The following is a 22,488-nucleotide window of genomic DNA, read 5'->3' as shown; positions in this document are numbered from 1 at the left end:
GGTGCGAGCGGCGAACGACGTCACTTGCCGAGGATTTCCTTTTCCTTCGCGCTTGCCGTCGCGTCGAGCTCGGCGATGGTCGCGTCGGTCAGCTTCTGGACTTCGGTTTCGTGGCGCTTGCGCTCGTCTTCCGAATAGACGCCCTTCTTTTCGTCGGTCTTCAGGCTTTCCATGCCGTCGCGCCGGACGTTGCGGACCGCGATACGCGCCGATTCGGCGTATTTGCCGGCCAGCTTGGCGAGTTCCTTGCGGCGCTCCTCGGTCAGGTCGGGGATCGGCAGGCGCAGCGTCTGACCGTCGACGATCGGGTTGAGGCCGAGACCGGCCGAACGGATCGCCTTGTCGGCCGGGCCGACATTCGTCTTGTCCCACACCTGTACCGACAACATCCGCGGTTCGGGTGCCGAGACGGTCGCGACCTGGTTCAGCGGCATGTGCGCGCCATACACCTCGACGGTGACCGGATCGAGCAGCGATACCGCCGCGCGTCCGGTGCGCAGTCCGCTTAGATCGCCCTTCAGCGCCTCGACCGCGCCGGCCATGCGACGTTCCAGATCGGCCTTGTTATATGCGGCCATAACCGACTTCCTTTTGAATCAAGCGTTGTTCTGAACGATCGTCGAAACCCCGTCACCCGCCAGTACGGCGGCAAGGTTGCCCTCGTCACGGATGTTGAAGACGACGATCGGGATATTGTTGTCGCGGCACAACGCCACGGCCGAGGCGTCCATGACCTTCAGGTCGTCGGCCAGCACCCGCCCGAAGCCGAGCGTGTCGTACCGGGTCGCGGTCGGCACCTTCTTCGGGTCGGCATCATAGACGCCGTCGACGCTGGTGCCCTTGAACAGCGCTTCGCAGCCCATTTCGGCGGCGCGCAGCGCGGCGGTGGTGTCGGTGGTGAAGAACGGGCTGCCGGTGCCGGCGGCGAAGATCACGACGCGGCCCTTCTCCATATGGCGGACCGCACGACGGCGGATATAGGGCTCGCATACCGATGCCATCGGGATCGCCGACTGGACGCGGGTCTCGACGCCGATCTGTTCGAGCGCGTTCTGCATCGCCAGTGCGTTCATCACGGTCGCCAACATGCCCATATAGTCGGCACTGGCCCGTTCGAAGCCCTGCGCCGCACCTGCCACGCCGCGGAAGATGTTGCCGCCGCCGACGACGACGCACACCTCATGCCCCTCGCCCCGCGCCGCCTTGATCTCGCGCGCGACCCGGTCGCACATCGCCGGATCGATGCCGAACTGCCCCGATCCCATCAGGACCTCGCCCGAGAGTTTCAGGAGGATACGGTTGAAACGGGGACGGGACATGACACCTGCGAAAATAGCCGATCGGGAGCGCGGCGGACCCTAGCCTTGAGCGTTCCCAAAGCCAAGCGACGTTATGCCGAACCGAAACGGGCCGCGAGGATGGTCTATCCTCGCGGCCCGCAAGCCCGTGAAACGGAAGCGCGAATTTAGCGGGCGAGGCCGGCCGTCGCGGCGACTTCGGCGGCGAAGTCGCTCTCTTCCTTCTCGATGCCTTCGCCGAGCTGGAAGCGGACATAGTCCTTCAACACGATCGCGGTGCCGGCATCCTTCGCCGCCTTGGCGACGACGTCGGCGACCGGCGTCTTGCCGTCCATCACGATCGGCTGGCTGAGCAGCGCGTTTTCCTTGGCGAACTTCTTCACCGAACCTTCGACCATCTTGGCGATGATGTCGGCCGGCTTGCCCGAATCGGCGGCCTTTTCGGTCGCGATCTGGCGCTCACGCTCCAGAATGTCCTGGTCCAGACCGCTCTCGTCGAGCGCCAGCGGGAACGCGGCAGCGATGTGCATCGCGATCTGCTTGCCGAGCGGCTCCAGCACGTCGAAACCCGCATCCGATTCGAGCGCGACAAGCACGCCGATCTTGCCGAGGCCCGGTGCGGCCGAGTTGTGGACGTACGGGATCACCGCGCCCTTGGCGACTTCGACGGCCTTCGCGCGACGCAGCACCTGATTCTCGCCGATGGTCGAGATGTTGGCGACCAGCGCGTCCTCAACGGTGCCGCCGTTCGGCATCGTCTGGCCCTTCAGCGCGTCGACATCGTCACCCTTTTCCAATGCGATCGCGACCACGTCACGAACGAAGCCCTGGAACTGGTCGTTCTTCGCGACGAAGTCGGTCTGGCTGTTCACCTCGATGGCGACGCCCTTGGTCCCGGCCACGGCAACGCCGACCAGACCTTCGGCAGCGGTGCGGCTCGACTTCTTGGCGACGGCGGCGAGGCCCTTGGTCCGCAGCCAATCGACGGCGGCTTCCATGTCACCGTTGTTTTCGGTCAGCGCCTTCTTGCAATCCATCATGCCGGCGCCCGAGCGCTCACGCAGTTCCTTGACGGCGGCGGCGGTAACTTCTGCCATGATCTGGCTCCTGTTTGGTGTTCGATATGCTTGCGGGCGAGGCAGCGCGTGTTTCGCCCTGCCCCGCCCGCACGTCAGTTCCGTGACAGCTTACGCTTCGACCGGAGCTTCCGACTGCTCGACGCTCAGCGCCTCTTCCGCCGGCGGTTCGTCCATCGCGCCGAGATCGCGGCCCGAATGCGCCATCGCCTGCTGACCGCCACGGGTCGCGGCGATCGCGATCGCTTCGCAGTACAGACGGATCGCGCGGCTGGCGTCGTCGTTGGCGGGAACCGGGAAGGCGATGCCGTCCGGCGACACGTTCGAATCGAGGATCGCGACGACCGGGATACCCAGCGTATTGGCTTCCTTGATCGCCAGCTCTTCCTTGTTCGCGTCGATCACGAACATGATGTCGGGAATGCCGCCCAGATCGCGAATACCGCCGAGCGACAGCTCCAGCTTGTCCTTCTCACGGGTCAGGTTCAGCACTTCCTTCTTGGTCAGGCCGTGCGTGTCGCCCGACAGCTGCTCTTCGAGTGCCTTGAGACGCTTGATCGAGTTGCTGATCGTCTTCCAGTTGGTGAGCATGCCGCCCAGCCAGCGATGGTTGACGAAATGCTGGCCCGACTTGCGAGCGGCTTCGGCGATCGGCTCCTGCGCCTGGCGCTTGGTGCCGACGAACAGGACCTTGCCGCCCGACGCGACGGTCGACGACACAAATTCGAGCGCGCGCGCGAACAGCGGCACGGTCTGCGACAGGTCGAGGATGTGGACGCCGTTACGATCGCCAAAAATGTACGGCTTCATCTTCGGGTTCCAGCGATGGGTCTGGTGGCCGAAGTGCGCGCCCGATTCGAGCAGCGCTTGCATGGTGACGACGGGTGCCGCCATAGGATAATTCCTTCCGGTTGATCCTCTGGGAAGCAGGAACCCTTAGAGAGCCAAAGGCTCGGGCACCGGTATGTGCGCTTCCCATGTGGGGTGGAGACCGGGGCCCTTAGCGCAGGACGTACCAACGATCAAGTCTTGACGTTGGAACGATATGAGAACATTACAGGTTCAGAAACGGACCATGGAACTGTGGTCTGGCCGAGATGTTCGACAAGTTGCGATTTTTCGGAATCGCACCTGTTCCGGGGAGTTTTGAGATGGCCCTGTTTGCTTACGCCTTGTTCGCCGCCGCGTTCCTGATCGCCATGGGAACGATCGTCGCCACCATATTGACGGCGAGCGATCGCATCCTGCGCCTGCTACGCCGGGGTCCGGAATGGTCGATCGATCCGTTGCCACCGGTTCGCCTCACGTCACGGCGTGGTGTCATCCGGCCGCGCGTTGTTACGGTCGCGCCGCAGCCGCTTCGCGCTGTTGCCTGATCCGGCCATAGCTGCGGATGCTGAACGGTAGCGTCGCCAGATAGGCGACGCATACCACCGTCAGCGTCTGCCACGGCGCGGATACCAGTGCGGCGGCCACCACGACGAGTCCGACGATCGCCTCGAAACGGATGTGGCGGCGAAGCTTGAGCGACGACCAGCTGAACGTCGCGAGGCTTGACACCATCAGGAACGCGACGAACGCCACCCATGGTGCCACGATCCATGGCGAGCGGAAGATTTCCTCACCGCTCCAGATCCAGGCATAGAGCGGCAACATGGCGAGGCCCGCGCCGGCCGGTGCCGGGATACCGGTCAGGAAACCGGCCGATTTATGCGGCTGTTCGGCTACGTCAATCCGCGCGTTGAACCGGGCAAGTCGCAGCGCCGTGAACACCGCATAGATCAGCGAGACGATCCAGCCGACGCGCGGTTCGTTGAGCAGTGCCCAAAGATACATGATCAGCGCCGGCGAAACGCCGAACGAGATCGCATCCGACAGCGAATCCAGTTCCGCACCGAACCGGCTCTCGCCGCGCAACATGCGCGCGACGCGACCGTCGATGCCGTCGAGCACGCCGGCCAGCAGCACCATCAGCACGGCGCGTTCCCATTCGCCACCGATGGCGAACCGGATGCCGGTCAGGCCGGAACATAAAGCGAGCGCGGTGACCGCGTTCGGAGCGAGGGCGCGCAGCGGAATGCCGCGGACTGGCAGGGGGCGTCGCATCGCTACTGTGCAATCCCGGAGGGCGCAGGCAGGCCCGGTCGGCCGAGAACGGTCTCTCCGGCAACGCTGCGCTGGCCGAGCACGACCTGTGGCGCGATACCCTCGGGCAGGAACACGTCGACACGGCTGCCGAAGCGGATCAGTCCGACCCGCTGCCCGGCGGCAACGAAATCGCCCGATTTCACGAAACCGACGATCCGCCGCGCGACCAGTCCCGCGATCTGGGTAAAGCCCACACGCTGGCCGTCGAGGCTTTCGACCACGACATGCTGACGTTCATTTTCGTCGCTCGCCTTGTCGAGATCGGCGTTCAGGAACTTGCCCGAGATATAGACCACCTGCCGGATCGTCCCCGCAATCGGGGTGCGGTTGATATGGACGTCGAAGACCGACATGAAGATCGACACGCGCACCAGCGGCTGATCGCCGAGACCGTTCGGCCCCCGCAATTCGGACGGCAGGTCGACGCGCTCGATCATCGTCACCAGCCCGTCGGCAGGCGCGACGATTAGCCCGTCGCCCTGCGGCGTGGTACGGATCGGATCGCGGAAAAACGCCGCGACCCAGAGGGTGACCAGCGCCATCGGCCACGCCAGCGTTTCCCACGCCATGAACGCGAAGAACGCGGTGATTGCGGCGGCGATGAGGACGTATTTGCGCCCTTCGGGGTGAACCGAGGGCCAGCGCCACTTGACGGTCGTGGTGCCGACCGCGGGCTTTTCGAGCGATGCCATGAAGCGTGGTGTACCCAAGGCGGGCCGTGCTGACAACCGCCGCGCATTCCCGACGCGGTTGATCCTTGCCAACCGACCCCGTAAGGCCGCGGCAATCGCAACAGAAATCGAGAGCAGGCGCATGGCGAAGATCAAGGTCAAAACCCCGGTCGTGGAGATCGACGGCGACGAAATGACCCGCATCATCTGGGTGTGGATTCGCGAGCGGCTGATCCAGCCCTATCTCGAGATCGACCTCGATTATTACGACCTTGGCATCGAAAAGCGCGACGAGACTGACGACAAGATCACCGTCGACAGCGCCAAGGCGATCCAGAAGTACGGCGTGGGCGTGAAGTGCGCCACGATCACTCCCGACGAACAGCGCGTCGAGGAATTCGGCCTGAAGAAGATGTGGCGTTCGCCCAACGGCACGATCCGCAACATCCTCGGCGGCGTGGTCTTTCGCGAACCAATCGTCATCTCGAATGTCCCGCGCCTGATCCCCGGCTGGACCAAGCCGATCGTCGTCGGCCGTCATGCGTTCGGCGACCAGTATAAGGCGACCGATTTCAAGGTCCCCGGCGCGGGCAAGCTGACCATGAAATGGGAAGGCACCGACGGCCAGGTGATCGAGGAGGAAGTGTTCGACTTCCCCGCCGCCGGCGTCGCCATGGGCATGTACAATCTCGACGAATCGATCCGCGATTTCGCGCGCGCGTCGATGAACTATGGCCTCGGCCGCGGCTGGCCGGTGTATCTGTCGACCAAGAACACGATCCTGAAGGCCTATGACGGCCGCTTCAAGGATATCTTCGAGGAAGTGTTCGCGACCGAGTTCAAGGACAAGTTCCAGACCGCCGGTATCGAATATCAGCATCGCCTGATCGACGACATGGTCGCCTCGGCGCTCAAGTGGCATGGCGAGTTCGTCTGGGCCTGCAAGAACTATGACGGCGACGTGCAGTCGGATCAGGTCGCGCAGGGATTCGGATCGCTGGGTCTCATGACCTCGGTCCTGATGTCGCCCGACGGCAAGACGATCGAGGCCGAAGCGGCGCATGGCACCGTCACGCGTCACTATCGTCAGCATCAGCAGGGCAAGGCGACCTCGACCAACCCGATCGCGTCGATCTTCGCGTGGACCGGCGGCCTGAAGTATCGCGGCAAGTTCGACGATACGCCCGACGTCACCAAGTTCGCCGAAACGCTGGAGCGCGTCTGCATCGAGACCGTCGAGGCGGGCCATATGACCAAGGATCTCGCGATCCTGATCGGCCCGAACCAGCCATGGATGACCACCGAACAGTTCTTCGAACAGGTTCGCGTCAACCTCGAATCGGCGATGGGTTCGCAGGGCTGATCCACGCCGCCCCGATGGCCGAAGGAGCGGCGTCCATCCGATCGGATGGGCGCCGTTCGTGCGTTAGCGGTTGCCGCCACCGTGTCGCGTCCGCAACAATGCACCCATGCCATTGCCGATCGATTCGACGCCGTTCAGCGATTCGCTGGTCATTCTGGGGGCCGCCGGCCTCGTCATTCCTGCGTTTGCCCGGTTTCGCGTAAACCCGGTGATCGGGTTCATCCTCGTCGGCGTTCTCGTCGGTCCGTTCGGGCTGGGCGCGTTGGTCGACCGGGTGCCGTGGCTCTATCACATCACGATCACCGACCGACATTCGATCGAACCCTTCGCCGAATTCGGTATCATCCTGCTACTGTTCTCGATCGGTCTCGAACTGTCGTTCAAACGGCTCTGGGCGATGCGGCGGCAGGTGTTCGGACTTGGTGCCGCCGAGCTGCTCGGATCGGGCCTGCTGATCGGCCTCGCACTGATGATCATGGGGCAGGCGAGCACCGGTGCGATCGGCCTTGGCCTCGCGCTTGCTCTCTCCTCGACCGCGCTGGTGCTGCCGATGGCGGGCACCACCGGGCCGGTCGGGCGCACCGCCTTCGCGATGTTGCTGTTCGAGGATCTGGCGCTGGTGCCGATCATCTTCGCGCTGGGCGCGCTTGCCCCCGCCGCGTCCGACGACGGCTGGGCTGGGTTGGCCAATACCGCGATGTGGGGCGGGGTCAGCGTCGCCGCGCTCTATCTGGCGGGACGGTTCGTCCTGCCCAAATTGTTCGCACAGGCGGCGCGGACCAAGAGTCCCGAACTGTTCCTGTCGGCCAGCCTGCTGGTGGTAATCGTCGCCAGCCTCGTCACCACCGCCGCCGGGCTATCGCCGATCGTCGGTGCGCTGCTCGCCGGGCTGCTGATCGCCGAGACCGAATATCATAGCGAGGTCGAGGTCATCACCGCACCGTTCAAGGGGCTGGCGCTCGGTGTGTTCCTTATCACCATCGGCATGAGCCTCGACATCGCGACGATCGTCGAGAATTGGCCCGAATTGCTCGGTGCGATCGCCGGGGTGGTGGTGGTGAAGGCACTGGTCACCGGCATCTTGTTGCGGTTGAACGGCGTGCGCGCCGGCACCGCGACCGAGACCGGGCTGCTGATGGCCAGCCCGTCCGAAACGACGTTGATCGTGCTGGCGGCGGCGACGCAGGCGCAGTTGATCCAGGCATCGACCGCCGCCTTCTGGCAGACGGTCACCGCGATCGGCCTGACCATCACGCCGCTGCTGGCAATGCTCGGCAAGCGCGCCTCGCGGCGGATCGAACGCCGGACCGGCAGCGAGGAATCGCCCCCGGTCGACCCGACCGGATCAGGCGTCGTCATCATCGGGTTCGGCCGGGTCGGTCGTCTGGTCGCGGAAATGCTCAAGACGCACGGCAAACGTTATATCGCGGTCGATTCGGACATCGACAATGTCGCGGCGGCGCGGGCCGAGGGGCACCCGATCCTGTTCGGTGACGTCGCCCGGTCGGAACTGGTCGACCGGCTCGATCTGGGTCGCGCAACTGCGCTGGTGCTGACGATGGACGATCCGGTGCTGACCGTCCGGCTGACGCGGCGCGTGCGAGGGTGGGTGCCGAACCTCACGATCCTCGCTCGCGCCCGCGACGCCGCGCATGCCGCCGAACTCTACGCCGCCGGGGTCAGCGATGCCGTGCCGGAGACGCTCGAAAGCTCGTTACAGTTGTCGGAAGCGGTGCTGGTCGATCTCGGCGTTGCGATGGGACCGGTCATCGCCTCGATCCACGAAAAGCGCGACGAACTGCGTCAGATGATCCGCGAACAGGCGAGCATCGAACGCGAACCGCGCATCCGGCGGCTGCGGCGGGTCGACGATCCGGCCTGACGTCCTGTCCGTAAAACGAGCGCCGCCGCGGCATCGATCCGGGGCGGCGCTGTTCGTCGCTACTTAGCCGCGCCCGATCAGGCGGCGGGCGATCGCATCGGCGACGTCGGAATGCGGCAGCCCGCTCGCGTCGCTTTCGTCCCACACCTCGACCAGCCGGTCGGGAATGCGTGCGATGCGGCTTTCGACCTCGGCACGGTCGCCCTGCCCCAGATATTCGAGCGCGACGTTGATGATGCCGCCGGCGTTGATGACATAGTCCGGGGCATAGAGGATGCCACGTTCCTGCAGACGCTTGCCGTCCCCTGCCGTTGCCAGCTGGTTGTTCGCGCCACCGGCCACGGCCTTGCACCGCAGCGCCGCGATCGTGGCCTCGTCCAGCACCGCGCCGAGCGCGTTCGGGCTGACGATGTCAGCGTCCAGCGTCAGTACCGAGGCCGGATCGGCGGTCGTGGCCCCCAGCTCGCTGGCCAGTGCTTCCGCCCGCGCTTCGTTGACGTCGGCCAGCGTCAGCACCGCGCCGTCTTTCGTAAGCAGCCGGGCGAGGCCACCACCGACCGAGCCCACGCCCTGCACCGCCACGCGCACGCCGCGCATGTCATCGGTACCGAGCGCCCGCTTCGCCGCTGCGCGCACGCCGAGATAGACGCCCATTGCGGTGAACGGACCCGGATCGCCGCCGGCATTGCCCGCCGCGACCGGCAGGCCCGAAACATATCTGGTGGCGCTGGAAATGGTGATCATGTCGGCTTCGGACATGCCGACATCCTCGGCCGTCACATAGCGTCCGCCGAGCGATTCCACCGCTCGACCGAACGCCGCGAGCAGTTCGGGGGTCTTGGCACCACCCTCGGGGGCCAGGACCACGCCCTTGCCGCCGCCCATCGGCAGGCCGGCCATCGCATTCTTGAAGCTCATGCCGCGCGACAGGCGCAGCGCGTCGGTCACCGCCGCGTCGCTGCTGGCGTACCGCCAGAAGCGCACACCGCCCGCCGCCGGTCCAAGCGCGGTCGAATGGACCGCGATGACGCAGCGCAGGCCGGTCTGGTGATCCGAGAACAGGTGGATGCCTTCGTGATCGTCGAAGTCGGGATAGCCCCAATCGGTCTGCACGGTGGCGGCTCCAGCGCTGTAAGGGATGGGGCGACCGACGGGACTTGAACCCGCAACTTCCGGCATCACAAGCCGGCGCTCTAACCAATTGAACTACGGTCGCCGTGGAAGGGCGCGATTAGCCGGGCCGCAGGCATCGGTCAAGCAGTGGCGTGCCGACAATCCTTCTGGCAGGAAAAAGACCATGGAAACGGTCCCGCCCCCTGCCCCCGCCCGCCCAAATTTCGGCTCGGGCTTTCCGAGCGAACCGGTCGTCGCGCATATCATGACCCGCCCGGGCGTCCAGCGTGCGCCCAGCGCCAAGCTGTCGCTGTTCATCCGACGCGCGCTGATCCCGGCCGATCTGTGTACCGCATTGATCGAGCGGATCGACGCCAAACGCCGTCCGTCGACGATCGCCGACGCCAATGGTGACCCGACCTTCCGCACCAGCGAGACCTGCGATCTCGATTCGACCGACCCAGTCGTGGCGGCGGCCGAGTCACTGATCCTCGATTTTTGCGGGCTTGATCCCGCGCATGGCGAGCCACTGCAGGGGCAACGCTATGCCGTCGGACAGGAGTTCAAGGCCCATACCGACTATTTCGACCCGAACGGCGGCGACTTCGCGCGATATTGCTCGGTCGCCGGCAACCGGACCTGGACGGTGATGCTGTACCTGAACGAACCCGGCGCGGGCGGCGCAACGCGGTTCAAGGCGATCGACAAGATCGTTCAGCCCGAAACCGGCAAATTGCTGGCGTGGAACAACCTGCGAAGCGATGGCAGCCCCAATCCGGCGACCTTGCATCATGGGATGAAGGTCCGCGACGGCAGCAAATATGTGCTGACGAAATGGTTCCGCGAGCGTCGGTGGGGATAAGCGAACGGGCCGCCGGCATCACTACCGACGGCCCGTCGATCCGTTCGAAATTCGATCAGAACTGCGCGGTGATGCCCAGCGAGAACATCCGGCCAAGATCGTAGCGGTTGATATAGACCTGATTTCCGCCGAAATTCTGGCCTTCGGAGAAGCGCGTACCGGTCAGGTTGCGGGCCTCTGCCTTCACTTCCAGCTGCGCGCCGGCGACCTCGATGCCCTGCCGTGCGACGAGGTCGAGGCGGATGCCCGGACGCTCGACGATATCGGGCTGGAACCCGCTACCCGACAGGTTCGACGGACCACGATTGGTCACGCGGTCGCTGGCATAGTTGAACAGCAAGGTCAGCTGCGACAGAGCCGCCGTGTCCTCAACCCCCAACTGAACGTTGACCAGATGGTCCGACTGGCCGGTCAGCGGCGCGCCGTCGCGGAACAGCGCGTTCGCCCGACCGAAGCCGGCTTGGCAGCCGCCGATGCCGGGCGATCCCAGCGCGGCCGCCGGGTTGGGCACGCAGGTACCGTCCGCGGTAATCTGCGACTGGGTGTAGGTATAGTTGGCCAGCAGCAACAGGCGGCGGGTAGCGAAGACATTGCCGAGACCGCTTAGCGGCACGTATTTCAGCGCCTCGACCTCGGCACCATAAAGCGTCGCCTTGGGCAGGTAGGTGAAGCCGGTCTGCAACGTCGCGTCGGGGCTGGGATAGAAGCCGGCCTGTTCGATCGGATTGTCGATCCGCTTGTAGAAGCCGGCGGCGGTGATGCGCTGATCGCGCCCGAAGAACCACTCGTAGCGACCTTCGAGGTTCCAGAGCTTGGAGTCGCGCAGGTTCGGGTTACCGAAGAACAGGCGATCCGAGTCGGGATCGCGGAACTGTTGCGGGGCCAATTCGCGGAACTGCGGGCGTGAGATCGTCTTCGCACCGCTCAGGCGAAGCTGCATGTCCGACGCGAAGTTCCACGTCAGCGTGCCCGCCGGCAACCAATAGGCGTTCTTCAGGATCGTCGGCGTCAGGTTGATCGGCGTGACCCGCTCGTTCGCCGTTTCGTAGCGGACACCGGCCACGGCGCGCAGCCCGTCCGACACTTCGGCCTCTGCCTGCACATAGCCGGCATGGATTTCGAGACTGGCGTCATAGGCATAGGCACCAGCCTGGGTATTGAACTGCAGCTCGATTGTGCAGGCACCGGTACCGCGCTGCGGACAGGCATTGAACAGCGAATCGGGTGACAGCAGATAGTCGGGCCGCAGCAGATTGTTCGGGAAACCCGGCGCGGTGCCGGCACCGTCGCTGGTCTGATAGTTGAACTGCAACCGGCGCGACGAACGGTCGGTGTTCGAATAAAAATAGCCGGTCGATACGGTCATCGGACGATCGGTCGGCAGCTTGTACGCAAGGTCCGCCTGTCCCGTGTACAGGTCTTCGTTCAGCTCACTGAACACGACGCTGGCGAAGGGCGAGAAACGCTGCGTCACCTGATAGGCGCCGTTGCAGTTGAACCCGCGCGACACCGGGGCATCGGTGACCGTGATCGGATAGCCGTTGGTGGTGCGGTTCGAACACAGATAGTCGAACTGGCGTTCGTACGGCGCATTACGCTTCGAATTGGCGAAGGCGCCGCGGGCGTCGAACTTCAGCGCGTCAGTCAGCTTGAATTCGCCGACCAGCTGGCTTTCGATAAGCTGGCGTTCGAACCAGTTGGTGTTCTGCTGAACGCGCAGCCCGCTGAAATTGTTGTAATTGTCCGACGCCGCCAGACGACCCTGCTTCAGCGTGTCGTGGATATAGACGTTGGTCCAGCGCAGCGTATTGTCGTTGAACTCATAGCCCAGCCCGACCAGCCCGTTGGCGACGATCCGGTTGTCGGTCAGCACGGTGCGGAAGTCGTTACGGACCGTGCCGTTTTCGCTGACGCTGTCCTGCTGCGTCGCGTCACGCGTCCGGAACGTGTTCGACAGGCCGAGCGAGGCGATGACGCCCAGACGGTCGCTGCCGACATCGAACACCGACCCGCCGGAAATCTCACCCGACAGGTTCGCCGGCAGCTGGTTGTTGACCTGCAACAGCGAGGTCCGGGCATTGTCGAGCTGCGCGACCTGCGCGACCGGAATCAGACCCGATCCCTTGTCCGCGTTGCGGATGAACGACGGCACACCGCGCGTCCCGTCGTCATAGCCGACCCAGTCGCTCTTGCCGCCGGCATAGAGATAGCCGAGTTCGCTGGTGGTGACCGTATCGGCCGCGACCGAACCGCCGATCGTCAGGAAGTTCTTTTTCGGGATCGCCTTCGACGTCAGGTTGATGACACCGCCGCCGAATTCACCGGGAAAGTTGACCGAATAGGTCTTCTGCACCAGCGCCGACCCGACGATCGACGTCGGGAAGATGTCGAGCGGAACCGAACGGCGCAGCGGTTCGGGACTGGGCAGCGGCGAACCGTTGAGCAGCGACGACGAATAGCGATCGCCGAGACCACGGACATAGACGAAGCCGCCGCCAACGACCGACAGGCCGGTCACGCGGGTCAGCGCCCCGGCGATGTCGCCGTCGCCGGTCCGGGCAATGTCCGCTTCCGACAGCACCGATACGATTTGCGGCGTGGCGCGCACGACGTTCGGAATATTGCGGCCGACGACGACGATTTCCTCGCCAGCGGCTTCGTCGAAACCGGGTGACGAAACTTCGGCAGGAGCGTCGGTCGTCGTACCGTCCTGCGGCGCGGACGTCGCGGTATCGGGTTCGGTGCCGGTCTGGACGACCGGCGGCGTTGCGGTCGCCGGGGCGGCCGGCGTCGTCGACTGCGCCAGCACGGCCGGCGCAACCAGTTGCGAGGTCAGGAGGAGGAGTGTTGCGTAAGCGCGGCGGTGCTGCATGACCGTTGATCCACCTTGTAAGTCTGAAAGAGCGAATGCCGGGACGGGCGTATCGGCCCGCCCCGGCATCGGCGTGTCATCGCGGGTTACGCGACGGGTCGGATCAACGGCCCTGGCAGGCGAAGTAGACCGACGAGAAGACCGGCGGGCCGGCGTCCTGCTTGGTGGTGTCGGCCGCACGGATCGTCGAGCGGTCCGTCGCGCTGGTTTCGCCGGCGATCAGGTTGACGCAGGCCACGTTGCCGACCGACTTCACCACGCCGTTGACATAGCGCATGTCCGAACCGCCGCGCTGACGGATCGCCGCCGGGGCGAGCGCGGTCTGAATGAAGGTGAAGTTGGCATAGGTGCTGTACGTACGCGGCAGCAGGTCTTCGCCGTTGTTCGAGTCGATCTCGGTCGAGAACGAGTCGGCGGTCGCGCCCAGCACGCGCTGCGCCGCGATCATGAACTGCATGAAGCCGCGATAGCCGTTGTCGATGTCGAAACCGTCATCGTCTGCGCCGGTGATGGCGATGTACTTCAGGTTGGTCGTACCGCCGAAGATTTCGATGCCGTCATCGGCCGAGTTGTGGCTCTGGATATGATCCAGCACGGTGCCGCTGCCGGTACCGCCCAGCGTCAGGCCCTGCAATTCGTTGCCGTCGCTGATCGCGATACCCGAATAACGGATCTGGACGTAGGACATCTGACCCGAATTGTCGGCAGCGTTCGGACCACCGTAGAAGCGGCCGGTCACGCCTTCGATCGCCTGCTGGCACGTCGTCGACGAACCGTCGGCATTGTTCGGACCGGTACCGGTGGCGCAGACTGCGGTCGGCGCGCGGCCGAGCAGGATGATGCCGCCCCACTGACCCTGCGATGCGTCGGACACGCCGTTGTTCGCCAGATTCTGCTGCGAGGTAAAGACGATCGGTGCGTCGCGCGTGCCGATCGCCGAAATCTTCGAGCCACGGTTCACCAGCAGCAGATCGTTCGTGTTTTCCGACGAATCGGCCGCGATCACCGCACCGGCAGCGATCGTCAGCGTGACGCCAGCCGGGCCGGCGCTACCCAGATCGGTGCCGACTTCAGTCTGACCGCGCAGGCGATACACGACGCCCGCGATCTTCGGCAGCGACAGGTCGGTCGTGATGTTCTGCGGCAGACGGCAATAGCGCAGCGTCGGGCTGGTCGAGCTGTTCGTGCCATCATCGGTCGTGCCGGTCGGGCAGACCGAGGTCGCCGCGGCATAGGTACCGATCGACGGCACCGAGGTGCAGCGCGCGCCCGAACCGCCGAATTCGGCCGAGGTCGAGTTGCAGGTCCAGCCCTGGAACGCGGTATCGGTCGGACCGTTCAGCGCGCCAACATAGTTGGTGCTGGTGAAGAAGCTGTTGATCGTCGACGGATCGGCTGCGGTCGTCAGCGAGGTTGCGCCGACCGGATACACGCCGTTCAGCACCGACCCGACGCCGTTGACGTTGTTGTTGGTGCCGGCGTTGACGATCGCGAGCTGTTCGTCCGACGTCACGGTGATGCCGTTGACGGCGGTCTGCGCGGCGAACTGTGCCGCGGTGATCGCGCTCGGCGTGGCCGACGCGGTCGGGGTGGGCGTGGGAGCCGGGGCCGGGACGGTCACGTTGATGCTGCCGGCGCCCGGCGACGCGACACCGTCGGCACCACTGCACCCGGCGAGCGCGGCACAAGCCGTCGTTGCCATGAGAATAAGACCGAAGCGCTTGCTGCTGGCCATCACCGATGAACTCCCGAAACCTGGTTTGTCGTTATGCGGGCGCGAGGCCCGGCGATCGTCCAGGGCTCCCCCTCTGTCCGATCCACGCTTGCCCGTTAGGATCGCCGGATGACGGCACCATGCGATTCCGGTGAAGGTTCGAAGACGGTATGGTTTCTATTTTGTGACAGTGCGCCGGATCGGGACGGCAGCCGCCCGAATCAGAAACGGCCGCCCGGCACATCGCCTCTGGACAGAGGTTCGACGTGCCGGACGGCCGTTGATCTGGTGGGCGCGACAGGGATTGAACCTGTGACCCCACCCGTGTGAAGGGTGTGCTCTACCGCTGAGCTACGCGCCCGGAAACCCGGAGGCCGGGTCCCTAAAGGGGTCCGGCCAAGGTGTCCAGAACTTAATTCACCGAGTCCTTCAGGCCCTTGCCGGCCTTGAACTTGGGCTGCGACGACGCCTTGATCGTCATCGGTTCGCCGGTACGCGGGTTGCGGCCGGTCGATGCCTTGCGCTTCGATACCGAAAACGTGCCGAATCCGACAAGGCGCACTTCATCGCCCTTCTTGAGCGCCGCCGAGATGACGTCGAATACCGCTTCGACCGCCTTCATCGCATCGCCGCGGGTAAGCCCCGAATGGTCGGCGACCTGCCCGATCAGCTCCTGCTTGTTCATCCCGTGGAACCCCCTTCGTATCAGAAAAAATATAGCCAGATTCGAACGCGCCAATAAGGCCGCTTCGTCGAAACCTGTCAAAGCAAATTGGCAAAGTCAGCGCAATCCAATGGATTGCGTAATATCGCTGCGATGCGTCGGTTGGGCGACGCCGGCGGGACGGTGTTACCCGCCCCGCCGCCATCGATCAATGCGGTCGCGACTCGGCAATACCGGGTACCGGCACCGGCGGCTGCGCGGCCAGATCGTCGGCCTCGGTCCAGTCGATCGCGGTCAACGGTTCGGTCAGTGCGAGTCGCAGCACTTCGTCGACATGCGACACCGGGATGATCTCCAACCCGCTGCGGATATTGGCCGGAATTTCTGCCAGATCCTTCTCGTTCTCGATCGGGATCAGCACCGTGGTGATACCGCCGCGCATTGCCGCCAGCAGCTTTTCCTTCAGGCCGCCGATCGGCAACACCCGGCCGCGCAACGTCACTTCGCCGGTCATCGCCACTTCGCGCCGTACCGGCACACCGGTCAACGTCGAGACGATCGAGGTGACCAGCCCTATGCCGGCCGACGGCCCGTCCTTCGGCACCGCCCCTTCGGGCAGGTGGATGTGCACGTCCTTGCGGTGGAACAGACTCGGCTTGATGCCATAGCCCGGCGAGCGCGCCTTGACGTAGCTCCACGCCGCCTCGACCGATTCCTTCATCACGTCGCCGAGCTTGCCGGTCGTCTTGACCGCGCCCTTGCCCGGCACCGTGACGCTTTCGATCGTCAGCAATTCGCCGCCGACTTCGGTCCAGGCGAGCCCGGTAACCGCACCGATCTGATGCTCTTCCTCACCCACGCCGAAGCGATATTTGCGAACGCCGGCAAATTCCGACAGGTTTTCCGGCGTGACGGTGACCGACGTCGCCTTGCCCTCGAGAATGCGGCGCAGCGCCTTGCGGGCCAGCTTCGCGATCTCGCGCTCCAGCGTCCGCACGCCGGCTTCGCGAGTGTAATAGCGGATCAGATCGCGAAGCCCCTCCTGCGTCAGCTCGAACTCGCCCGATTTGAGGCCATGGGCGTCGACCTGCTTGGCGACCAGATGCCGTTCGGCAATCTCGACCTTCTCGTCCTCGGTATACCCCTCCAGCCGGATGATCTCCATCCGGTCGAGCAGCGGCTGCGGCAGGTTCAGCGTGTTCGCGGTGCACACGAACATCACGTCCGACAAATCGATGTCGATCTCCAGATAATGATCGTTGAACTTGGCATTCTGTTCGGGATCGAGCACCTCGAGCAGCGCCGATGCCGGATCGCCACGGAAATCCTGACCCAGCTTGTCGATCTCGTCGAGCAGGAACAGCGGGTTGGATGCGCCGGCCTTCTTCAAGTTCGTGACGATCTTGCCCGGCAGCGACCCGATATAGGTCCGGCGGTGGCCGCGAATCTCGGCCTCGTCGCGCACGCCGCCCAGCGACTGCCGAATGAACTCCCGGCCGGTCGCCTTGGCGATCGACTTGCCGAGGCTGGTCTTGCCGACGCCCGGCGGGCCGACGAGGCACAGGATCGGCCCCTTCAGCTTGTTGGTGCGCGCCTGTACTGCCAGATACTCGACGATCCGGTCCTTGACCTTTTCCAGCGCGTAATGGTCTTCGTCGAGCACGTTCTGCGCGACGGCGATGTCCTTTTTCAGCTTGGACTTCTTGCCCCAAGGCAGGCCCAGCAGCACGTCGAGATAATTGCGCACGACGGTCGCCTCGGCGCTCATCGGGGCCATCGTCTTGAGCTTCTTCAACTCCGACGTCGCCTTGGTCCGGGCTTCCTTGCTCAGTTTCAGCGTCGCGATCTTCTGGGTCAGCTCGGCGATTTCGTCGCCGTCGCCATCCTCGCCCTCGTTGCCGAGTTCGCGCTGGATCGCCTTCAGCTGCTCGTTGAGATAATATTCGCGCTGGGTCTTCTCCATCTGCCGCTTCACGCGACTGCGGATCTTCTTTTCGACCTGCAATACGCCCAGCTCGCCTTCCATGAAGGCGAACACCATCTCGAGCCGCTTCTGCGGATCGGCCTCGACCAGCAGCGCCTGCTTGTCGGCGACCTTGACCGCGATGTTGCCCGCGACCGCATCGGCGAGGCGCGATGCGTCGTCCAGCTCGGACAGCTGCACCGCGGTTTCGGCGGGCAGCTTCTTGTTGAGCTTGGCGTAATTCTCGAACTGATCGACGACCGACCGCATCAGCGCCTTCAGTTCGGCACTTGGCTGGGCGACGGCCTCGGCGACGCGCTCGTCCGTGCCTTCATCGGCGTCTTCGAGCGTCGTGTCGCCCGCTTCGGTCGGGGCAACCGTCGCGACCAGATAATTGTCGACCGTCTCCAGTTCGGTCAGCGTCGCGCGCGCCTTGCCCGACACCAGCACCCGCACCGTGCCGTCGGGCAGCTTCAGCATCTGCATGACTTCGGCCGAGACACCGACATCGTACAGGTCTTCGCGCGACGGATCGTCCTCACCCGGATCGAGCTGCGCCACGAGGAAGATTTCCTTCGATCCCGCCATCGCCGCTTCCAACGCGGCTACCGACTTGTCGCGCCCGACGAACAGCGGCACGATCATATGCGGAAAGACAACGATATCGCGCAGCGGCAGCACCGGCAGCTTCAGCGGCTCGGACGAAACGGAATTGGTAATCTCGGACATGGACACTCCACGACCCGGCCGAACTGCCGGACCCATCTACCTATATGGTGGTACTTATCGCCCCATCAATCTCCGGTCGATGGGAAGCTGATCGGTGGCCTTTTCCCTGACGCTCCTGCTCGCCGGCGCGGTGGCGCTATCGGCCGCCCCCAAATTACCCCCGGTTCCGCCGGTGCATCCGATGACGCTTCGATCGGGAGGGCCGGTCGCACCGGAACGTGCGGCGTTGCGGCTGGCGCATGTCGACCTCGCGATCGAGGCACTGCCGGCACGGCGCACGCTGTCGGGGCGGGCCGTCCTCACCCTCGACGCACGGGCAGCAACGCCGCGCATCGTCCTCGATCTCGACGATGCGCTGACGGTGTCGGCAGTGGCGATCGGCGGGGCTGTCCTGCCGAGGGCGGCATGGCGGCAGGGCGGCGGGCAGATCGTCATCGACCGTCCGCTACCCGCCGGGCAACGAACGGCGGTCGACATCCGCTATGCCGGGCAACCCCGCGTCGCCAAACGAGCGCCATGGGACGATGGCTTCGTATGGAGCGAATGGCAGGGCAAGCCATGGTTCGGCACCACCGCCCAGCTGACCGGCTGCGACCTGTGGTGGCCGTGTCTCGACTTTCCGGCGGGTGAGCCGGCCGCGGCGGATTTGCACTTCACCGTGCCCGCCGGCCTGTCCGCGCCCGCCAATGGCGTGCTGCGCGGGATCGACCGGCTACCGGACGGGCGCACGACGTGGAACTGGCATTCGGGATCGGTGAACCCCTATGCGCTGGCGATCAGCGTCGGGCCGTATAGCGAGATCAGCGGCACCTATCGCAGCCGTTACGGTAACGTCATTCCGCTTCATCTCTGGCATCTGGCGGGCAAGGATGCGCAGGCGGCGCAGCTATTCGCCGAATTCGCACCGACCCTCGATTTCTTCGAACAGGTCATCGGTCCCTACCCGTTCGCCGACCAGAAGGTCGGCGTGGTCGAGACACCGTATCTCGGCATGGAGCATCAGACGATCAACGCCTATGGCAATGGCTACAAGCCGGCATCAGAGGGCTTCGACTGGCTGTTCCAGCACGAATTCAGCCACGAGTGGTTCGGAAACCAGATGACGGCGGCCGACTGGGACGATTTCTGGCTCCACGAATCCTTCGCCGCGTATATGCAGCCGCTCTATGCAAAATGGCGGGAGGGCGATGCCCGTTACAGCGCGATGATGCTGGTCCAGCGCGACCGGATCGCCGCCAAGGTCCCCGTGGTGTCGGGCGTTCCCCGCACCGCGCGTGAGATGGAAAGCAAAGCCGGCCCCGGCAGCGACGTCTATTTCAAGGGTGCGTGGATGCTCCACACGCTGCGCCACCTGATCGGTGACCGGGCCTTTTTCGCCGCGACCCGGCGGCTGGTGTATGGGCGGCCCGATCCGAAGCCCGGCAATTTCCAGCCGCGGTTTGCGACCACCCGCGATTTCGAAATCGCGGTGGCGCAGGAAAGCGGCCGCGATCTCGGCTGGTTCTTCGACACCTATCTACGGCGAGGCACCCTCCCCGACCTGATCGATACCCGCGACGGCGACCGTCTGACGCTGCGGTGGAAGGTGCCGGGCGATGGCCCGTTCCCCCTGCCGGTCGAGGTGGCGGTCGATGGCGTCGTGCGAACCCTGCCGATGGCCGATGGCAGCGGCACCATCGTCGTGCCTGCCGACGCGCATGTCGTGATCGATCCGATGGCACGGCTGCTGCGCCGATCGATCGCGGTCGAACGGATGCAGGCACCGATCGCGCCGCCGAACGTTGCAACGCCATGAAACAACTTGGCAAACGTGCGGCCGAAATGGCGGCGACCTTTATGATCGGCGATGGTATGCTCGGCCTGTTGCAGCCGCGCCGTCATGTCGAACTGTGGCAGGAGCATGCGGGCGGCGCGGAGCTGCTGGTGCGGCCGTTCGTCGACCGCCCGAACCGTCGCCGGGCCTATGCCGTCTTGCAGATCGCCGCCGGTCTGGCACTCGCCGCGCGGCAGGCTACGACACGACGATAACCCGGTAGCCGCGAGTGCAATGCCTCGCGCCAGATCGATTATCCTGCGGCGATTACGTCGATCCATGTGGGCAATTCGGCCAGGCTTGAGAGTTGCCTGAACCGGTCGTGGCCCGATGGCGGCGGGGCAGCTTCATGCGTCCATGCCAGCGGTTGCGGTACGAACGCCGCCCATGCCCCGGCGGCCAGCGCGGGCAGGACATCGGATCGCATCGAATCGCCGGCCATCACCGCCCGTTCCGGTCGAACGCCATAGCGATCGAACAACCGCGCAAAGGTATCGACCGTCTTGTCGCTGACGATTTCGATCCCCGAAAACCGGTCACCCAGCCCCGACGCCGCCAGCTTCGCTTCCTGATGCAGCAGGTCGCCCTTGGTCACCAGCACCAGTCGGCCACGATCAGCAAGCGCGTCGAGCGTCGCCTCGATCCCGTGCAGCAGTTCGACCGGATGGGCGAGCAGCCGTCGTCCGGCCGCAAGCAGGTCGGCGATGACGCCGCTCGGCAATCGCCCGCCGCCCAGTTCCAGCGCGGTTTCGATCATCGACAAGGTGAACCCCTTGGCACCATAGCCATAGAGTTTCAGGTTGCGCGTCTCGCACGCATCGAGCGTTTCCATCGCCACGTCGCCGTCCGCGAAGGGCCGAAGCATCGCGACGAAGGCGGCATGCGCCTCATCGAAATGCCGCATATTATGCCACAGCGTGTCGTCGGCATCGAGGCAGATGAGTTCGATCGGCACGACCCAAACGATACCGGACGAGTCCGCCCGCCGAAAGCCCGGAAACGAAACGGGCGCCGGTTACCCGACGCCCGCCTGTCATTACAGGGTCGGCAGCCTACGCCGCGTCGCCCGCCTTTTTCTTCTCGGCATATACGCGGACCGGTTCCTTGCGGCCCTCGATCACGTCCTTGTCGATCACGACTTCGTCGACGCCATCCATCGACGGCAGGTCGAACATCGTGTCGAGCAGGATGCCTTCGAGGATCGATCGCAGGCCGCGCGCACCGGTCTTCCGCTCGATCGCGCGCTTCGACACCGACACCAGCGCCTCGTCGTTGAAGCCGAGCTTCACGCCCTCCATGTCGAACAGCTTCTGATACTGTTTGACCAGCGCGTTCTTCGGTTCGGTCAGGATCTTCAACAGCGCCGCGACGTCGAGGTCTTCGAGCGTTGCGATCACCGGCAAACGGCCGACGAATTCGGGGATGAGGCCGAACTTGAGCAGATCTTCCGGCTCGGTCTGGCGCAGCACCTCACCGGTGCGGCGCTCTTCGGGTGCCGCGACATAGGCACCGAAGCCGATCGACTTGCCCTGCAGACGGTCGGCGATGATCTTTTCCAGACCCGCGAACGCACCGCCGCAGATGAACAGGATGTTCGTCGTATCGACCTGCAGGAATTCCTGCTGCGGATGCTTGCGCCCGCCCTGTGGCGGGACCGACGCAGTCGTGCCCTCCATCAGCTTGAGCAGCGCCTGCTGCACGCCCTCACCCGACACGTCGCGCGTGATCGACGGGTTTTCGGCCTTGCGGCTGATCTTGTCGATTTCGTCGATATAGACGATCCCGCGCTGCGCACGCTCGACGTTATAGTCCGACGCCTGCAACAGTTTCAGGATGATGTTCTCGACATCCTCACCGACATAGCCGGCTTCGGTCAGCGTCGTCGCGTCCGCCATGGTGAACGGGACGTCGAGGATGCGCGCCAGCGTCTGCGCCAGCAACGTCTTGCCGCAACCGGTCGGACCGACCAGCAGGATGTTCGACTTCGCCAGTTCGACGTCGGCACCCTTCTGCCCGTGGTTCAGCCGCTTGTAATGGTTGTGGACCGCGACCGACAGGACACGCTTCGCCTGCTTCTGCCCGATGACGTAATCGTCGAGCACGTTGCAGATTTCCTGCGGCGTCGGGACACCACCATCCTTCTTGGCGACCAGTGCCGACTTCGTTTCCTCACGGATGATGTCGTTGCACAGTTCGACACATTCGTCGCAGATGAACACGGTCGGACCCGCGATCAGCTTGCGCACCTCATGCTGCGATTTGCCGCAGAACGAGCAGTACAGTGTGCTCTTGGAGTCGCCGCCGCTGAGCTTCGTCATTC

General features: G+C 64.7%; 19 protein-coding genes and 2 tRNA genes. 6 read left to right on the top strand and 15 right to left on the bottom strand.

What is annotated here, in order from left to right; genetic code table 11:
• Positions 1-20: 20 nt before the first annotated feature.
• The 4 genes from frr to rpsB form a co-directional block, all read right to left on the bottom strand.
• Positions 21-578: a ribosome recycling factor gene (frr, locus tag ASE50_RS10500; protein ID WP_056399711.1), complete on the bottom strand. Its 558-nt coding sequence runs from the start codon at positions 576-578 to the stop codon at positions 21-23.
• Positions 579-596: 18 nt separating this feature from the next.
• Positions 597-1,319, bottom strand: coding sequence for a UMP kinase (gene pyrH, locus ASE50_RS10495; RefSeq protein ID WP_055994572.1), 723 nt, complete (start codon positions 1,317-1,319; stop codon positions 597-599).
• Positions 1,320-1,465: 146 nt separating this feature from the next.
• The gene (gene tsf / locus ASE50_RS10490) at positions 1,466-2,395 is read right to left on the bottom strand and encodes a translation elongation factor Ts (protein ID WP_056399708.1); all 930 of its coding nucleotides are present in this window, start codon (positions 2,393-2,395) and stop codon (positions 1,466-1,468) included.
• A gap of 90 nt (positions 2,396-2,485) precedes the next feature.
• Positions 2,486-3,268: a 30S ribosomal protein S2 gene (gene rpsB / locus ASE50_RS10485; protein ID WP_055994578.1), complete on the bottom strand. Its 783-nt coding sequence runs from the start codon at positions 3,266-3,268 to the stop codon at positions 2,486-2,488.
• Positions 3,269-3,471: 203 nt separating this feature from the next.
• Between rpsB and ASE50_RS10480 the strand changes: the two genes are divergently transcribed.
• The gene (locus ASE50_RS10480; protein WP_156347370.1) at positions 3,472-3,750 is read left to right on the top strand and encodes a hypothetical protein; all 279 of its coding nucleotides are present in this window, start codon (positions 3,472-3,474) and stop codon (positions 3,748-3,750) included.
• Here the strand turns inward: ASE50_RS10480 and ASE50_RS10475 are convergent.
• Together ASE50_RS10475 and ASE50_RS10470 are read right to left on the bottom strand one after the other, a co-directional pair.
• Positions 3,713-4,480 carry a CDP-alcohol phosphatidyltransferase family protein gene (locus tag ASE50_RS10475; protein ID WP_056399704.1) on the bottom strand — a complete coding sequence of 256 codons (768 nt, stop codon included), beginning with the start codon at positions 4,478-4,480 and terminating at the stop codon, positions 3,713-3,715. The two genes, ASE50_RS10480 and ASE50_RS10475, sit on opposite strands and share 38 nt — an antisense overlap.
• Positions 4,481-4,482: 2 nt before the next feature.
• Positions 4,483-5,214 carry a phosphatidylserine decarboxylase gene (locus ASE50_RS10470; RefSeq protein ID WP_056399701.1) on the bottom strand — a complete coding sequence of 244 codons (732 nt, stop codon included), beginning with the start codon at positions 5,212-5,214 and terminating at the stop codon, positions 4,483-4,485.
• 121 nt (positions 5,215-5,335) lie between these two features.
• Here ASE50_RS10470 and ASE50_RS10465 point away from each other — a divergent pair, with 121 nt between their 5' ends.
• Positions 5,336-6,556, top strand: coding sequence for an NADP-dependent isocitrate dehydrogenase (locus ASE50_RS10465; protein WP_056399698.1), 1,221 nt, complete (start codon positions 5,336-5,338; stop codon positions 6,554-6,556).
• Between the two features lie 106 nt (positions 6,557-6,662).
• The gene (locus ASE50_RS10460; RefSeq protein WP_056399696.1) at positions 6,663-8,438 is read left to right on the top strand and encodes a cation:proton antiporter; all 1,776 of its coding nucleotides are present in this window, start codon (positions 6,663-6,665) and stop codon (positions 8,436-8,438) included.
• A gap of 63 nt (positions 8,439-8,501) precedes the next feature.
• On the opposite strand, the gene ASE50_RS10455 is transcribed toward ASE50_RS10460, so the two are convergent.
• Together ASE50_RS10455 and ASE50_RS10450 are read right to left on the bottom strand one after the other, a co-directional pair.
• Entirely contained in the window at positions 8,502-9,551 is a 1,050-nt protein-coding gene (locus ASE50_RS10455) for a Glu/Leu/Phe/Val family dehydrogenase (RefSeq protein WP_056399693.1), read from the bottom strand.
• Between the two features lie 26 nt (positions 9,552-9,577).
• Positions 9,578-9,654: transfer RNA gene (locus tag ASE50_RS10450), tRNA-His, on the bottom strand.
• Positions 9,655-9,816: 162 nt separating this feature from the next.
• Between ASE50_RS10450 and ASE50_RS10445 the strand changes: the two genes are divergently transcribed.
• Entirely contained in the window at positions 9,817-10,413 is a 597-nt protein-coding gene (locus ASE50_RS10445; RefSeq protein ID WP_162236188.1) for a prolyl hydroxylase family protein, read from the top strand.
• A gap of 55 nt (positions 10,414-10,468) precedes the next feature.
• Here the strand turns inward: ASE50_RS10445 and ASE50_RS10440 are convergent, their stop codons facing one another.
• From ASE50_RS10440 to lon, 5 genes are all read right to left on the bottom strand, one after another.
• Positions 10,469-13,285 (bottom strand): TonB-dependent receptor domain-containing protein, encoded by a 2,817-nt coding sequence (locus ASE50_RS10440; protein WP_056399687.1) that lies wholly within the window; start codon positions 13,283-13,285, stop codon positions 10,469-10,471.
• A gap of 103 nt (positions 13,286-13,388) precedes the next feature.
• Positions 13,389-14,987 carry a hypothetical protein gene (locus tag ASE50_RS10435; RefSeq protein ID WP_235512291.1) on the bottom strand — a complete coding sequence of 533 codons (1,599 nt, stop codon included), beginning with the start codon at positions 14,985-14,987 and terminating at the stop codon, positions 13,389-13,391.
• Between the two features lie 298 nt (positions 14,988-15,285).
• Positions 15,286-15,360, bottom strand: a tRNA-Val gene (locus tag ASE50_RS10430).
• Between the two features lie 51 nt (positions 15,361-15,411).
• On the bottom strand, positions 15,412-15,684 hold the full coding sequence (locus ASE50_RS10425) for an HU family DNA-binding protein (protein WP_055756411.1): 273 nt from the start codon (positions 15,682-15,684) through the stop codon (positions 15,412-15,414).
• Between the two features lie 187 nt (positions 15,685-15,871).
• Positions 15,872-18,355 (bottom strand): endopeptidase La, encoded by a 2,484-nt coding sequence (lon, locus tag ASE50_RS10420; protein ID WP_056399681.1) that lies wholly within the window; start codon positions 18,353-18,355, stop codon positions 15,872-15,874.
• A 94-nt stretch (positions 18,356-18,449) separates the two neighbouring features.
• Between lon and ASE50_RS10415 the strand changes: the two genes are divergently transcribed.
• Together ASE50_RS10415 and ASE50_RS10410 are read left to right on the top strand one after the other, a co-directional pair.
• On the top strand, positions 18,450-20,150 hold the full coding sequence (locus tag ASE50_RS10415) for a M1 family metallopeptidase (RefSeq protein ID WP_056399678.1): 1,701 nt from the start codon (positions 18,450-18,452) through the stop codon (positions 20,148-20,150).
• Positions 20,147-20,383, top strand: a complete 237-nt coding sequence (locus ASE50_RS10410) for a hypothetical protein (RefSeq protein ID WP_056399675.1) — start codon at positions 20,147-20,149, stop codon at positions 20,381-20,383. The genes ASE50_RS10415 and ASE50_RS10410 overlap by 4 nt, the downstream gene beginning before the upstream one ends.
• 38 nt (positions 20,384-20,421) lie before the next feature.
• Here the strand turns inward: ASE50_RS10410 and ASE50_RS10405 are convergent, their stop codons facing one another.
• Together ASE50_RS10405 and clpX are read right to left on the bottom strand one after the other, a co-directional pair.
• Positions 20,422-21,123 carry an HAD family hydrolase gene (locus ASE50_RS10405; protein ID WP_056399672.1) on the bottom strand — a complete coding sequence of 234 codons (702 nt, stop codon included), beginning with the start codon at positions 21,121-21,123 and terminating at the stop codon, positions 20,422-20,424.
• A 97-nt stretch (positions 21,124-21,220) separates the two neighbouring features.
• On the bottom strand, positions 21,221-22,486 hold the full coding sequence (gene clpX / locus ASE50_RS10400) for an ATP-dependent Clp protease ATP-binding subunit ClpX (RefSeq protein WP_055994619.1): 1,266 nt from the start codon (positions 22,484-22,486) through the stop codon (positions 21,221-21,223).
• Between the last annotated feature and the right edge of the window lie 2 nt (positions 22,487-22,488).

Source organism: Sphingomonas sp. Leaf5, from assembly GCF_001421155.1.
Classification (GTDB): Bacteria; Pseudomonadota; Alphaproteobacteria; order Sphingomonadales; family Sphingomonadaceae; genus Sphingomonas.
Note: the sequence above shows the minus strand (reverse complement) of the source record. Positions and strands in the feature narration are given on the sequence as shown.